This is a genomic window from Cellulomonas shaoxiangyii (genome assembly GCF_004798685.1).
GTDB lineage: Bacteria > Actinomycetota > Actinomycetes > Actinomycetales > Cellulomonadaceae > Cellulomonas > Cellulomonas shaoxiangyii.
Map to the genome: position 1 here is coordinate 3,056,521 of NZ_CP039291.1, position 13,539 is coordinate 3,070,059.

The window sequence follows — 13,539 nt, forward strand, 5'->3', positions numbered from 1 at the left end:
AGGGGAGGGCGCCGGCCGGGCAGCTCAGAGGGCGAGGGGCGACCGCGTCGTGAGGAGCCCGGCGTCCCCCAGGAACCGCTCGAGGGCGAGCGTCGCCATGCCGATCGCGGCGGAGTTGCCCCGGACCGTCGAGATGCCGACCGTGAGGTCGGCGGTGGTGCCGCGCGGCGCCTGCGCGCGGACCTCCGCGTGCGTGCCCGGGAGCAGACGGTCCCCCAGCGCCCAGGCGGTCCACCCGGTCAGCATGACGCGCTCGGGGTTGATGATCGCGACGAGGTCGGCGATCGCCGCGCCGAGGTAGGTCGCGGTGCGCTCGAGCGTGCGCACGACCGCGGGGTCGGGGTCCGGCGCGGCGAGCGCCGCCCCGAGCGCCCCGATGAAGTCGCGCTGCAGCTGCGTGCCGGTGAGCGGGTGGTCGGGCGCGATCTCCCGCAGCGTCTGCTGGATGCCCGGCGCGCCGACGTACGCCTCGACGCAGCCGCGCCGGCCGCACCGGCAGGCGCGGCCCTCGTGGACGAGCAGGGAGTGCCCCCACTCCCCGGCGGAGTTGGTCGCCCCGCGCAGCACGGTCCCGTCGAGCACGATGCCGACCCCCACGCCGGTGCCGAGGTTCACCGTGACCATGCTGGCGACGCGGCGTCCCTCGCCGAGCCACAGCTCGGCCGTGGCGATGGCCTTGAGCGGGTTCTCCACGACGATCGGGACGTCGAGCCGGCGGCGCAGCAGGTCCAGGACGCCGACGCCCCGCCAGTGCCAGGCCGGCACGACCACCGACATCGTGCCGGCGCGGCCCTGCACCAGCCCGGGCAGCGCCACGCCCACGCCGAGGAGCTCGGACCGCGCCCGGCCGGCCGCCTCGAGCGCCTCGTCGAGGGAGCGCACGAGCCCCTCGACGACGTGGTCGGCCGACTCCACGCGCTCGTCGAGCGGGACGTCGGTGCACGCGAGCTCGGTCAGCGCCGCGTCGAAGACGTGCGTCGAGACGTACGTCTCGGCGACGTCGACGCCCGCGAGGATGCCGCGCTCGCCGCGGATCGCCAGGGTCGTGGTGGGGCGGCCGACGCCGCTCGTGGACGACCCCGTCTCGGCGACGAGGCCCTCCGCGAGCAGCTCGGAGACGACCGTGGCGACGGTGGCGAGGCTGAGCCCGGTGCCGCGGGCGAGCTGGTTGCGCGTGGCGCCGCCCTGGGCGAGCAGCGCGTGGAGCACGTCGAGGCGCGACTCGCTGCGGATGTCGCGCGACGAGCGCTTCCTCACGGCCATGCACTCTCCCCGGTCGGCTGCACGAGCACCGCGGCGAGCTCCGGCTCCGCCGCGCCGACGGTCCCGCGGACCATCAGCCGGATGGTCCCAGAGTTCCACGCGGCCGGCAGCCAGACCCGCCCCGGGTCGCCCCCGGTGAACCGCGGGCGCGCGGCGTCCTCGAGCCACACCCGGCCGAGCAGCTCACCGTGGGCGTACGCAGCGACGCGCACGTGCGTGCCCGAGAACCGCACCGAGCAGCCACCGGCGGGCAGGTCCACCTCGAGCCAGACCTCCTCGCCGGGCGCCGGGCGCAGGGGCAGGTCGACCGGTGCGGCCGGTGCGTCGCGGCCGGCCAGGGCCACGAGCTCCCGGTCGGTCTGCGGCTCGACCTGCCAGCCCTCGACCGGCGCCAGCCGCAGCAGCACCGCCCCGCCGAGCGTGCCCGGCACGTGCGGGGCCGTCAGCGCCACCTCGGCGCCCGCGCCCGGGGCGAGGTGCAGCCACGGGTCCTGCGGCGTGACCAGGCACTCGACGCCGTCCACCGTGACCGTGACGGGGGCGGCGAGGCCCGGCAGGTGCAGCGCGTGGTCGTGCACCCCGTCGACGTCGAGGTCCCGCCGGTACGTCACGGGTGCCCCGACGCGCGTGCTGCTCCACCCGCCGAGCGGTCGCACGGGCGCCGGCCGGCCGGCCCACTGCGCGCCCGCGTCGACGGTCCACAGCGCGTGCACGTCCTCGCGGCCCAGCACCGACCACACGCGGCCCAGGCCGCGCAGCGAGCCCATCCGCAGGCCGGGCAGCCGCACGTCGTCGAAGTTGGGGTGCCCCCACGTCTCGACGGTCGCGGTCAGCGCCCGCGCCCCGCCGACGGGCACGACGACGCTCGCGCCGAACCGGGCGACCGTCGCCAGCGCGCGCCCGTCGAGCGCGAGGTCGACGACGTCGCCGGCGCCCTCGAGCAGCAGCTCGGCCGCGCCCGTGACGTCGGCGGCGTAGTGCACGCGCCCGCGGTGCACCCCGATCTCCTCGGAGGCCGGTGCGGTGCGGTGCGCGCGGGTCGCGTGGGTGCGCGTCGGCAGGTCGAGGCGGCGCGCGGTCCGCACGGCCGCCGGGTCGCCCGCGGCGTCCTGCGCGGCCGGCGGGTCGACCGCGCCGTCCGGCCCGGGCACGTCCTGCGGGTGGCGCACGACGACGTCCCACTGCTCACCGTCCGCGCGCACCACCGCGCGCACGGGCACCCCGGGGGCCGGCGCGTCGAGGCGGACGAGCGTCGGCGTGCCCGCCGGGGCGGCGAACGCCACCACGCCGGGCACGGTCGCCGCCAGCTCGACGCCGTGCGGTCCGGCGCCGACGAGGTCGCCGGTCGCGAGCGTGAGCGTGCCACGCCCCCCGAACCCGTCGAGCGGCAGGTCCCGCACGACGAGCGCGCACGCGTGCGCGGAGACGGTGAGCGTGACGGCGGGGACGCCGCCGGCGGCGGCGAGCTCGACGTCCGCCGGCTCGTCGCCCAGGTTCGGCACGCCGAGAAGCGTGCCGCCGCCGTCGAGCGCGACCCGCGACGGCGAGCTGCTCGTCGGCGCCTGCGTCGCGTACGCCCCGTCGGCCGCCTCGGGGACGCCGCGCGCGAGCCGCGGCCCGAGCGTGCGCGCCACGGCGGTCAGGACCCGCGCCTCGACCGTCTCGGGTCGCGGCGCGCCGGTCGGCGACAGGAACCCGCCGAAGTCGTAGTCGTGCGTCATGAAGCCGCCGGGGTCGCCCCAGTTCCCGACGGACGGCGTGAACCCGAAGTCGTACCCCGATGCCTGCAGGTACGGGGCCAGCACGCGCGCACCGCTGACCAGCAGGCGGCGCAGCGTGACGTGGCGGCGGTTGGTCTCGGTGACGAGCAGCGGCTCGCCCCGTGCGGCCAGCAGGTCCGCGTAGCGGCGCACCTCCGGCTCGAGGAACGGCGAGCGGTCGTCGGGGTAGAAGTTGAACGCGGGCGTGACGCCCGGCACCCCGCCGGTCGCCCCCTCGAGGTCGCCCTGACCGGCGCACGCGACGAGCGGGACCTCGATCCCGTGCCGCAGCGCCATGTCCCGCAGCGCACCCACGTACGCGCCGCGGTCGGCGGTGTCGAAGAAGTCCAGCTCGTTCTCCAGCTGCACCGCGACGACGGACCCGCCGCGGCCGTGCTGCCGCTGCGCGAGCAGCGGCAGCACGCGGTCGAACCAGCGCTCCACGTGGGCGAGGTACCGGGGCTCGGCCTGACGCAGCGCCAGCCCGGGTTCGAGGGGCAGCCACGCGGGCAGCGCGCCGCCGTCCCACTCGGAGCAGATGTAGGGCCCGGGGCGGGCGACGACGCCCAGCCCGGCGGCGTGGGCGAGGTCGAGGAACCGCCCGAGGTCGCGCCGGCCCGTGAAGTCCCACTCCCCCGGTGCGAGCTCGTGGAAGTTCCACGGCACGTACACGTCCACGAGCTCGTACCCGGTGGCCCGCACCTGCGCGAGCCGTGCGGCCCACTCCTCCCACGGGATGCGGAAGTAGAACAGGGAGGCGCAGGCCAGCACCTGCTCGCGGCCGTCGATGACGAGCCCGGACGTGCGCAGCGCGACGGGCGCCGTCTGGTGTGCGGTCACTTCACACCCGCGCTTCCGCCGGAGACGTTCATCTCGTACAGGTACTTCTGCCCGGCGTAGTAGATGGCGATCATCGGCGCCGTCAGGAGGATCGAGCCGACCATGACGAGGTTCCACGGCGGCAGCTGCATGGCGTTGCTCGTGGAGGTCATGTACTGCAGGCCGAGGGCCAGGGGCATCATGTCCTCCTGGTTGAGGTAGATGAGGGGGCCCATGAAGTCGCCCCACGCCGCGGTGAGCGTGAAGATTGCGATGGCCGTGAGGATCGGCCACATCATCGGCAGGATGATCCGGCGGTAGATCCCGAAGTAGCCGAGCCCGTCGACCTGCGCGGCCTCGTCGAGCTCACCGGAGACGCGGGACACGAACTGGCGCACCAGGAAGACGTTGAACGCGTTGGAGAAGAAGTTCGGGATGATCAGCGGCAGGAACGTGTTGACCCAGCCGAGCTCCTTGAACAGCAGGAACTGCGGGATCATCGTGATCTGCGCGGGGATCATCATCGTGGCCAGCACGACCATGAACATGACGTTCTTGCCCGGCGCGCGCAGGCGCGCGAAGGCGTAGCCGACGAGCGAGGACGAGAGCACCTGGCCGACGGCGGACAGCGTCGCGATGACGACGGAGTTGACGACGAACCGGCCCACGGGCAGCCCCGTCGCGGTGAACACCTGCGTGAAGTTCGACCACTCCCACTCGCCCGGGACGATGGTGAACATGTTGGTCGCGCTCGTCTGGTCGCTGGCGAGCGCGATCGAGACCATGAGCACGAACGGCACGAAGAACACGGCAGAGACCAGCAGCAGTACCGCGTAGGTCGCGGGCGAGGCCTTGAAGGCCTTCAACGTCCGGGCCGGGGTGTGGTCGCGCCGGGACCCGTCGGTGGTCAGCGGGGGCGCCGCCATGGGCGACACCGGGGTGGCGACGGTCATCACCGCACCTCCGTCTCGTAGAAGACCCAGCTCTTGGACGTGCGGAACGCGACGATCGTGAACGCGATGATGACGAGGAACAGCAGCCAGGCGATCGCCGACGCGTAGCCGAAGTGGTAGAAGCTGAAGGCCTCGCGGAAGAGCAGGGGCACCATCATCATGCTCGCGTTGTCGGGCCCGCCGGAGGTGAGGATGTACACCTGCGAGAAGATCTGGAACGCGCCGATCAGGCCCATGATGAGGTTGAAGAAGATGATCGGCGTGATCTGCGGGAACGTGATGGACCAGAACTGGCGCACCGGCCCGGCGCCGTCGATCTCCGCGGCCTCGTAGAACTCCTTGGGGACGCCGTTCATCGCGGACAGCAGCAGCACGGTGGCACCGCCGGCGCCCCACGCGGACAGCACGACCAGCGCCGGCTTCACCCAGGTGGGGTCGAGCAGCCAGTCCGGCCCGTGGATGCCGACCACGCCGAGCAGGTCGTTGAGGGGCCCCGACGGCGCCAGGACCATCTTGAACACCATCGCGGTCGCCACCAGCGGCACCAGCGTGGGCAGGTAGATCATGGTGCGGAAGAGCTTGCGGCCGCGGACCTTCTTGTTGAGCAGGTTCGCGAGCCACACCCCGATCGCGAGACCCACCGGGACCGACACCAGCGCGTAGAAGAAGGTGTTGCGGAGCGCCTTCCAGAAGATCGGGTCGTCGGACAGCGCCGTCGTGTAGTTCTCCAGCCCGACGAACTCGGCCGGCGTGAACGAGTCCCACTCGGTGAGCGAGATGTAGACGGACGCCACCATCGGCCCGAGCAGGAACCCGACGAACCCGATGAGCCACGGGGAGATGAACAACCAGAACCAGCGCGCCTCGGCCTTGCGCCGCCGGCTGAGCTTCTGACGAGGCGCGCCGCGCCCCCCGGCGCGGCGCGGGCTGCTCGCCCGCACCGCGCCGAGGGCCCCGCCGAGGTCGGCGGTCATCAGCTCGCCGGCTCGATGACGGTCTCGAGCTTCTTCTGGACCATGTCCAGCTGGGTCTTCGCGTCGCCGCCCTCGTTCCAGAACGTCTCGAGGTTGTCGGTGAACGCGGCCTGCATCTCGTTCCACTCGGGGATGAGCGGGGACGTGAAGACGAAGTCCGAGGACTCGCCGAACGCCGCCATGTTCACCTCGCGCGTGGCCCACTCGGGCGTGAGGAACGCCTCGGACTGCTGGACCTCGAGGTTCGCGGGGACGTCCTGCGCGTTCTTGATGATGACGGCCTGCGCCTCCGCGTCCGTGAGGAAGTCGATGGCCTCGAACGCCTGCTCGGCGTGCTCGCTGTCACGGGAGATCGCCAGGCCGGAGCCGAAGGCGGACACGGCCTGCTCGGGGCCCTGCCACATCGGCGCGATGTCCCAGTTGAAGTCGGCCTCGAGCAGCGAGTTGATGGCCCAGAAGCCGGTCGTGTTCATCGCGACCTTCTGCGCGGCGAACGCCGGGTCGCCGCCCATGTCGGGGCCCATGTCCGCGTACTCGGCGGCGGTGGGCGCGACGTGGTGCACGTGCGTGAGGTCGTTGGCCCACTGCAGGGCCTCGACGACCTCGGGCGAGTTCGCCGCCGGCTGCCCGGCGTCGTCGATGATCTGGCCGCCGTTCTGGTACGCGAACGACCACCACTGCGCCCACCAGCCGGCGCCCGCGTAGCCCCACTGCTGACCGGGGACCGTCAGCTTCTCCATCGCCGCCTGCGCGTCCTGCCACGTCCAGTCGGCGGCCGGGTACTCGACGCCCGCGGCGTCGAACATGTCCTTGTTGTAGTAGACGATCATCGCGCCGGAACGGTCGGGGACCGCGTACACGCTGTCCTCGTAGGAGTAGAGGCCGCCGACGGGGCCGAACCGCTCCTCCAGGTCCAGGCCGGCGTCGGCCGCGAGGTCGTCGAGCGGGATGATCTGGTTCTTCGAGGAGTAGACGTTCACGCCCTCGGCGACCTGGAGGATGTCCGGCCCGTCGCCACCGGCGATCATGGTCTGGACCTTCTGCTCGTACTGGTCGCCGGGGATCAGCTGGAGGTCGATCGTGACCTCGTCCTGCGACGCCTCGAACAGGTCGACGCGCTCCTGGTACGACTTCTTGTCGACGTCCCCGCCCCAGACGGTCATCGTCAGGGTCACCGGGCCGTCGCCCGAGGCGGCGTCGTCGCCGCCCCCGCACGCTGCCAGCGTGAGCATCCCCAGTGCTGCGAGTGCTGCCGTTCCGGTCCGCGCCACACGTGACCTCGTGGTCCTCATGCTGTCCGCCTCTCTGCGGTCAGGACGGGGGCGGACGTCGTCGTCCGCGCGACCCGTCGAGTAGTCGTGCCGGTAAATCTAACCATTAGAGAAATGGCTTGACCAGTACCGGGGCGGATGACCGCACGCACGGCGAGCCCCGCGCGACGGAGGGCGACGGAGGCGCGCCGCCGGGACGCAGCGGGCGGTCGGGCGCCCGACCGCCCTCGCCGACGCGGCGGGCCGGGCTCCGCCCCCAGGATTCGAACCTGGACCGCAAGGCTCCAAAGGCCTGCATGCTGCCGTTACACCAGGGCGGACCGGCCGCCCAGTCTGCCAGCCCCGCACGGCACAATGGCCGCGTGGCCGACTCCAAGCGCACGCCGCGCTCGCGCATGACCGGGACGCAGCGACGCGCCCAGCTGCTCGACGTGTCGCGCACGCTGTTCGCCGAGAAGGGCTTCGACAACACGAGCGTGGAGGAGATCGCCGCACGTGCCGACGTCTCCAAGCCGGTCGTGTACGAGCACTTCGGCGGCAAGGAGGGCGTGTACGCCGTCGTCGTGGACCGCGAGATCCAGGCGCTCACGGGTGCGCTGACGGAGGCGCTCGAGGGCGGGGGGCACGCGAAGGCGCTGGTCGAGCGGACCACGCTCGCGCTGCTGTCCTACATCGAGACGTCCGAGGCGGGCTTCCGCATCCTGGTCCGCGACTCGCCGGTCGCGCAGGCGACGGGCACGTTCTCGAGCCTCATCGGGGACGTCGCGTCGCAGGTCGAGCACCTGCTCGCGGACCAGTTCACCAAGCAGGGCCTCGACCGGCGCACGGCCCCCATCTACGCGCAGATGCTCGTGGGCATGGTCGCGCTGACGGGGCAGTGGTGGCTCGACGCGCGCAGCCCGCAGAAGGCCGAGGTGGCCGCGCACCTGGTGAATCTCGCCTGGAACGGCCTGTCGGGGCTCGAGCGGCGTCCGCAGCTGACGAAGGACGGCGAGCCCGCGCGCACCGCCGGGCCGTCCTGACCGCGTCGCCTGCCGGCGGCGCGGCCGACGGCGACTACCCTGCGACCATGGCCGAGACCCACGCCGGCCGCACCCGCCAGGACGAGGTCGACCGCATCGTGCTCGCGTGGGAGCGGGAGCGGCCCGACCTGGACGTACGACCCCTGACGGTGCTGTCCCGCGTCAGTCGCCTCGCACGCCACCTCGACCTGGCCCGCCGCGGCGCGTTCGCGCGGCACGGCCTCGAGACGTGGGAGTTCGACGTGCTCGCGGCGCTGCGCCGCGCCGGTGCGCCGTACCGGCTCTCCCCCGGCGCGCTGCTGACGCAGACCCTCGTGACGAGCGGGACCATGACCAACCGCATCGACCGGCTCGCCGAGCAGGGCCTCGTGGAGCGCCGGCCGTCGCCGGACGACCGCCGGGGCGTGCTCGTGGAGCTCACGGCGGCCGGGCTGCGCCGCGTCGACGAGGCGTTCGCCGACCTGCTCGACGTCGAGCGGGGCCTGCTCGGCGACCTGCCCGAGGCGGACCGCGACCGGTTGGCGGCGCTGCTGCGGGACGTGCTCACGCTCTTCGACGAGTCGTGACGCCGGGACCCGGGCGGCACGCGTGACCCGGGCGGCACGCGTGACCCGGGCGACGCGCCCGGCCTGACGGCTCAGTCCCGGGACGGCTCGACGAGCGCCGCGAGCCGGTCGAGGCGCTGCTCGGCGGGCAGCCGGTGCCGGTCCAGCCAGCGCAGCGCCGGGCGGACCGCGTCGGGCACGAGCTGGTAGGTGCGCACGCGCCCGAGCTTGTGCGACGTCACGATGCCCGCCTGCTCCAGCACGCCGAGGTGCTGCGTGACCGCGGGCAGCGACATCGGCAGCGGGTCGGCCAGCGTGCTCACCGACGCCGGCCCCTGCGCGAGCCGCTCGACCAGCGCGCGTCGCGTGCCGTCGGACAGGGCCTGGAAGACCCGGTCGAGGTCGCCGGCCGCACCCGCCGGCGCGCCGGCAGCGGAGGGGCCCGCAACCGGGTCGGTGCTCACCCCGAGACCTCGGCGGCCTCCAGCCACGCCGCCTCCAGCTCCTCGCGCTCCGCCGCCAGGGCGCGCAGCTCGGTGTCCAGCGCGAGCACGGCCGCGTGGTCGGTGGCCTGCGCGGCCATGCGGTCGTGCAGCGCGGCCTCGAGCGCGGCGATCCGGTCGAGGCGCCGCTCGATCCGGGTGGCCTCCTTGCGCGCCGCGCGCGCGTCCGCGGCCGACGGACCTGCCGATGCCGCGGCGGCCGTCGCGGCACCCGCCACGGCGCCGACCGGCGCGGGACCGCCCGCCCCGGCGAGCGCGGCCGCCCGCAGCTCCAGGTACTGCTCGACGCCGCCGGGCAGGTCGCGCAGGTGCCCGTCGCCGAGCAGCGCCACCTGCCGGTCGCACACGCGCTCGAGCAGGTAGCGGTCGTGCGAGACGACGATGAGCGTGCCGGGCCAGCCGTCCAGCAGGTCCTCGACGGCGGCGAGCGTGTCGGTGTCGAGGTCGTTGGTCGGCTCGTCGAGCAGCAGCACGTTCGGCTCACCGACGAGCAGGCGCAGCAGCTGCAGGCGCCGGCGCTCGCCCCCGGACAGGTCGCGCACGGGGGTGCGGGCGCGGTCGCGCGTGAACCCGAGCCGCTCGACGAGCTGGCTCGCGGTGACCTCCTTGCCGCCGATCACCATGGTGCGCTTCTCGCGCTCGACGGCCTCGGTGACGCGCAGGTCGGCGACCTCGTCGAGGTCCTCGACGTCCTGGCGCAGCTCGGCGATCTTCACGGTCTTGCCGCGCCGCACGCGGCCGGACGTCGGCCGCTCGCGGCCCGTCAGCAGGCGGAGCAGCGTCGACTTGCCCGAGCCGTTGACGCCGACGACGCCGTACCGGTCCCCCGGGCCGAGCCGCCAGGTGACGTCGTCGAGCAGCACGCGCCCGTCGGGCAGCGTGAACGTCACGTCCTCGAGGTCGAGCACGTCCTTGCCGAGCCGGGCCGTGGCCGTGCGGGCGAGCTCGAGCGAGTCGCGGGGCGGCGGCTCGTCGGCGATCAGGGCGGCGGCGGCGTCGAGCCGGAACCGCGGCTTGGACGTGCGCGCGGGCGCCCCCCGGCGCAGCCACGCGAGCTCCTTGCGCAGCAGGTTCTGCCGCTTCGTCTCGACCGTCGCGGCCTGCTGCGCGCGCTCCGCGCGGGCCAGCACGTACGCGGCGTACCCGCCCTCGTACTGGTCGACGACGCCGTCGTGCACCTCCCACGTGCGGGTGCACACGGCGTCGAGGAACCAGCGGTCGTGCGTCACGACGACGAGCGCGCCCGAGCTGCCGGCGTACCGCTCGCTGAGGTATCCGGCGAGCCACGCGACGCCCTCGACGTCGAGGTGGTTCGTCGGCTCGTCGAGCACGAGCACCTCGTCGTCGCGCACGAGCAGCGCCGCGAGCGCGACGCGGCGGCGCTGCCCGCCGGAGAGCGTGGAGAGGTCCGCCTCGAGGTCGACGTCGGCGAGCAGGCCGGTGTGCACGGCACGGATGCGCGCGTCGGACGCCCACTCGTGCGGGTCGGCGGACCCGTGCACCGCGTCCAGGACGGTGCCGGAGCCGAGGTCGTCGCGCTGGTCCAGCAGCGCGACGCGCGTGCCGCCGGCCCGTGTGACGCGTCCGTCGTCCGGCTCCTGGCGGCCGGACAGCACGCGCAGGAGCGTGGACTTGCCGGCGCCGTTGGGGCCGACGACGCCGATGCGCTGGCCGTCGTCGACGCCGAGGCTGACGCCGTCCAGGAGGGTGCGAGTGCCGAGGGTGAGGTGGACGCGGTCCGCGCCGAGCAGGTGAGGCATGGTGGCCTCATTCTCCCAGGTGCACCGCCAGGACGTCGAAGATGCCCCGCGTCCCCTCCTCGCGCCCCTCGGCGGAGTCTGGTCCGTCGAGGTGCACGCCCTGCTCGGTGTAGCGCAGGTGCGTGCCGTCGCCGTCGGCCGTGAGCTCGTACGTGGCCACGGACGTCGAGATGTGCGCGCCGTCGAGCCACATGTCGTAGGTCAGGACGAACCGCTCGGGCTCGACGACGTCGGTGTAGGTGGCGACGTAGCGGCTGACCGGCCCGCCGTGGAACTCCCCCTCGCTGACCGCGGTGCCGCCGACGCGGAAGTCGTCGGTGTCCTCGGACGTCGTCCAGTCGTCGCTCGTGCCGAACCAGGCGTGCTTCTCGGTGGGGTCGGCGAACGCGCGCCAGACGCGCTCGACGGAGGCGTCGAACGTGCGCTCGACGACGAACGTCGAGTGGGCGGTGCTGCGGGTGGCGGGGGTGGTGGGCGCGGTGCTCGTCATGGCGGTCCTCCTCGGGTGGGGGTCCGGCACGCCGCGGCGCCGGACCAATACTTAGGCGTTCGCTTAAGTATTGGTCCAGCCCCGCGGGACGGTCAACCCCTCAGTCGTCGGCCGACCGCGCGAGCGCCTCGCGCACCGAGACGCGGCCGCCCATGCGCAGCACCGACCGCTCGTAGATGCGCGCCGCGACCGCCGTCACCGCGAGCGCCGAGACGACCAGCACCAGCAGCGCCACGAGCGGCTCCCACCACTCCGCCTCGTTGAGGAACAGCCGCACGGGCATGCCGACCGGCGCGGTGAAGGGCACGAACGACATGATCCGCAGCACGAGGTCGTTGTCGTTGAAGAAGATGACGAGGAAGTACGGGACCATCGTCAGCCAGATCGCCGGCTGCAGGACCGAGCCCGTGTCCTCCACGCGGGACACCAGGGACGCGCTGGCCGCGAAGATCGCTGCCAGCAGCACGAACCCGATCGCGAAGAAGACCACGAACCACGCGACCGGCATGCCGATGAGCGTCAGCACCTCGTCCTGCCCGGTGACCACGAGACCCAGGACGGCGACCGCGGCGATGGCGGCGGTCTGCCCGAGCGCGAGCACCGAGTTGCCGAGGATCTTGCCCGCGAGCAGCGCACGCGCCGGCACCGCCGACAGCAGGATCTCGACGATCCGGGACTGCTTCTCCGTCACCGTGTTCTGGGCGATCATCGAGCCCGCGCCGATCACCGAGGTCATGAAGACCAGGCCGAACGCGAACGTGATGAGGTAGCGCAGGTCACCGTCGGCCGGCGCCGGCTCGAGCAGCTCGACCTCCGGCGACACCGTGAGGGCCTGCACGACGTCCGACGGCGCGTCCTCGAGCGCGAGGACGGCCACCCCGAGCGGCTCGCCGCCCGGCACCAACGCCGCCTCGACCTCGCCCGAGCGGACCAGCTCCTCCGCGGCGGCGCGGTCGGCGACGTCGTGCACCTCCAGGCCGGCTGCGCCGTCGACGCTGCCGGCCACGGACGAGACGACCGCCACGGGCGTGTCGCTCGGCTCGCGCTGGCCGATGAGCGCGCTGATCACGATGCCGACGAGGATCGCGCCCAGCAGGACCGCGGTCGAGATGATGAACGACTTCGAGCGGACCTGGGAGGTGATCTCCCGCTCGGCGACCAGCAGGCTGGCGCGGCCGAGCGACGGCGCCTGCGGCGCGGGGTGCGACGTGGTGGTGCTCATCGGGCTGCCTCCAGCTCCTGCGTGCGGCCGGCGTCGTCGGCCGGCACCTCGTCCGTGATGACCTCGCGGAAGATCTCCGCCAGGGAGGGCCGCAGCGGCGTGAAGGACTCCACCGGCCCACGGGCCAGCGCGGCCGTGAGCACGCGCTGCGCCGTCGCGGCGTCGGCCTCGAAGACGGCGGAGCCCGCGGCCAGCTCGTCGACCCGCACGCCGGGCTCGTCGCGCAGCCACCCCATGTCGCCGGCGACGACGATCTCGTGCCGCTCGTTGGCGTGCGCCCGCCGCAGCTCCTCGCGCGAGCCGGCGGCGCGGATGCGACCGCCGGCGATGATGACGAGGTCGTCGCACAGCCGCTCCACGACGTCGAGCTGGTGGGACGAGAACAGCACCGGCACGCCGCGCGCCGCCCGCTCCGCGAGCACGCCCTGCACGACCTCGACCGCCATCGGGTCGAGACCCGAGAACGGCTCGTCGAGCACGAGCACCTCGGGGTCGTGGACCAGGGCCGCCGCGATCTGCGCGCGCTGCTGGTTGCCGAGCGAGAGGTTCTCGACCGGGTCGTCGGCGCGCTCGGTCAGGCCGAGCCGGTCGATCAGGTCGTGCGCACGGGTGCTCGCGGCACCCTTGTCGAACCCGTGCAGCCGCGCCAGGTAGGTGAGCTGCTCGGCGAGCTTCATCTTGGGGTACAGGCCCCGCTCCTCCGGCATGTAGCCGAAGCGGGCGCGGCTCGCGCCGTCGAGCGGCCGGCCGTCCAGCGTGACGGACCCCGCGTGCGCCGAGAGCACGCCGAGGATGATCCGCATCGTCGTCGTCTTGCCGGCGCCGTTGCCGCCGACGAACCCCGTGAGCCGGCCGCGGCCGACCGTGAAGCTCACGTCATCGAGCACGCGCCGGTCCCCGAAGGACCTGCTGACGCCCTGGAGCTCGAGCATCGTCTCCTCCTCCTCGCTGGCCCGG

The 13,539-nt window shown here is 73.7% G+C and carries 12 protein-coding genes, 1 tRNA gene and 1 pseudogene; 2 read left to right on the plus strand and 12 right to left on the minus strand.

Annotated elements, in window-relative coordinates; all coding sequences use genetic code 11:
* Positions 1–24: 24 nt before the first annotated feature.
* The 6 genes from E5225_RS13670 to E5225_RS13695 all read right to left on the minus strand — a co-directional run bounded on the left by E5225_RS13670 (position 25) and on the right by E5225_RS13695 (position 7,360).
* The gene (locus tag E5225_RS13670) at positions 25–1,263 is read right to left on the minus strand and encodes an ROK family transcriptional regulator (protein WP_135973238.1); all 1,239 of its coding nucleotides are present in this window, start codon (positions 1,261–1,263) and stop codon (positions 25–27) included.
* Positions 1,254–3,863, minus strand: coding sequence for a beta-galactosidase (locus E5225_RS13675; protein ID WP_208012524.1), 2,610 nt, complete (start codon positions 3,861–3,863; stop codon positions 1,254–1,256). Before E5225_RS13675 ends, E5225_RS13670 begins: the two co-directional genes overlap by 10 nt.
* A complete protein-coding gene (locus E5225_RS13680; protein ID WP_135973237.1) occupies positions 3,860–4,795 on the minus strand; it encodes a carbohydrate ABC transporter permease in 936 nt (311 codons plus the stop codon). The genes E5225_RS13675 and E5225_RS13680 overlap by 4 nt, the downstream gene beginning before the upstream one ends.
* Positions 4,795–5,769 (minus strand): carbohydrate ABC transporter permease, encoded by a 975-nt coding sequence (locus E5225_RS13685; protein WP_135973236.1) that lies wholly within the window; start codon positions 5,767–5,769, stop codon positions 4,795–4,797. Before E5225_RS13685 ends, E5225_RS13680 begins: the two co-directional genes overlap by 1 nt.
* Complete coding sequence (locus tag E5225_RS13690) at positions 5,769–7,001, minus strand: ABC transporter substrate-binding protein (RefSeq protein WP_243738191.1); 1,233 nt, start codon at positions 6,999–7,001, stop codon at positions 5,769–5,771. Before E5225_RS13690 ends, E5225_RS13685 begins: the two co-directional genes overlap by 1 nt.
* A gap of 287 nt (positions 7,002–7,288) precedes the next feature.
* Positions 7,289–7,360 (minus strand) — tRNA-Gln (locus E5225_RS13695).
* A gap of 75 nt (positions 7,361–7,435) precedes the next feature.
* Between E5225_RS13695 and E5225_RS13700 the strand changes: the two genes are divergently transcribed.
* Positions 7,436–8,062 (plus strand): TetR/AcrR family transcriptional regulator, encoded by a 627-nt coding sequence (locus E5225_RS13700; protein WP_135973258.1) that lies wholly within the window; start codon positions 7,436–7,438, stop codon positions 8,060–8,062.
* A gap of 47 nt (positions 8,063–8,109) precedes the next feature.
* Positions 8,110–8,628, plus strand: coding sequence for a MarR family winged helix-turn-helix transcriptional regulator (locus tag E5225_RS13705; protein WP_135973234.1), 519 nt, complete (start codon positions 8,110–8,112; stop codon positions 8,626–8,628).
* A gap of 71 nt (positions 8,629–8,699) precedes the next feature.
* On the opposite strand, the gene E5225_RS13710 is transcribed toward E5225_RS13705, so the two are convergent.
* The 6 genes and pseudogenes from E5225_RS13710 to E5225_RS13730 all read right to left on the minus strand — a co-directional run bounded on the left by E5225_RS13710 (position 8,700) and on the right by E5225_RS13730 (position 13,514).
* Positions 8,700–9,071: an ArsR/SmtB family transcription factor gene (locus E5225_RS13710; RefSeq protein ID WP_135973233.1), complete on the minus strand. Its 372-nt coding sequence runs from the start codon at positions 9,069–9,071 to the stop codon at positions 8,700–8,702.
* On the minus strand, positions 9,068–10,339 hold the full coding sequence (locus tag E5225_RS13715) for an ABC-F family ATP-binding cassette domain-containing protein (protein WP_425267388.1): 1,272 nt from the start codon (positions 10,337–10,339) through the stop codon (positions 9,068–9,070). Before E5225_RS13715 ends, E5225_RS13710 begins: the two co-directional genes overlap by 4 nt.
* 65 nt (positions 10,340–10,404) lie before the next feature.
* A pseudogene (locus E5225_RS18285) lies at positions 10,405–10,870 on the minus strand (ATP-binding cassette domain-containing protein); the annotation flags it as partial.
* Between the two features lie 7 nt (positions 10,871–10,877).
* Entirely contained in the window at positions 10,878–11,360 is a 483-nt protein-coding gene (locus E5225_RS13720) for an SRPBCC family protein (RefSeq protein ID WP_135973231.1), read from the minus strand.
* 100 nt (positions 11,361–11,460) lie between these two features.
* Positions 11,461–12,582: an ABC transporter permease gene (locus tag E5225_RS13725; protein WP_135973230.1), complete on the minus strand. Its 1,122-nt coding sequence runs from the start codon at positions 12,580–12,582 to the stop codon at positions 11,461–11,463.
* Positions 12,579–13,514, minus strand: coding sequence for an ABC transporter ATP-binding protein (locus E5225_RS13730; protein WP_135973229.1), 936 nt, complete (start codon positions 13,512–13,514; stop codon positions 12,579–12,581). The genes E5225_RS13725 and E5225_RS13730 overlap by 4 nt, the downstream gene beginning before the upstream one ends.
* Positions 13,515–13,539: the final 25 nt, after the last annotated feature.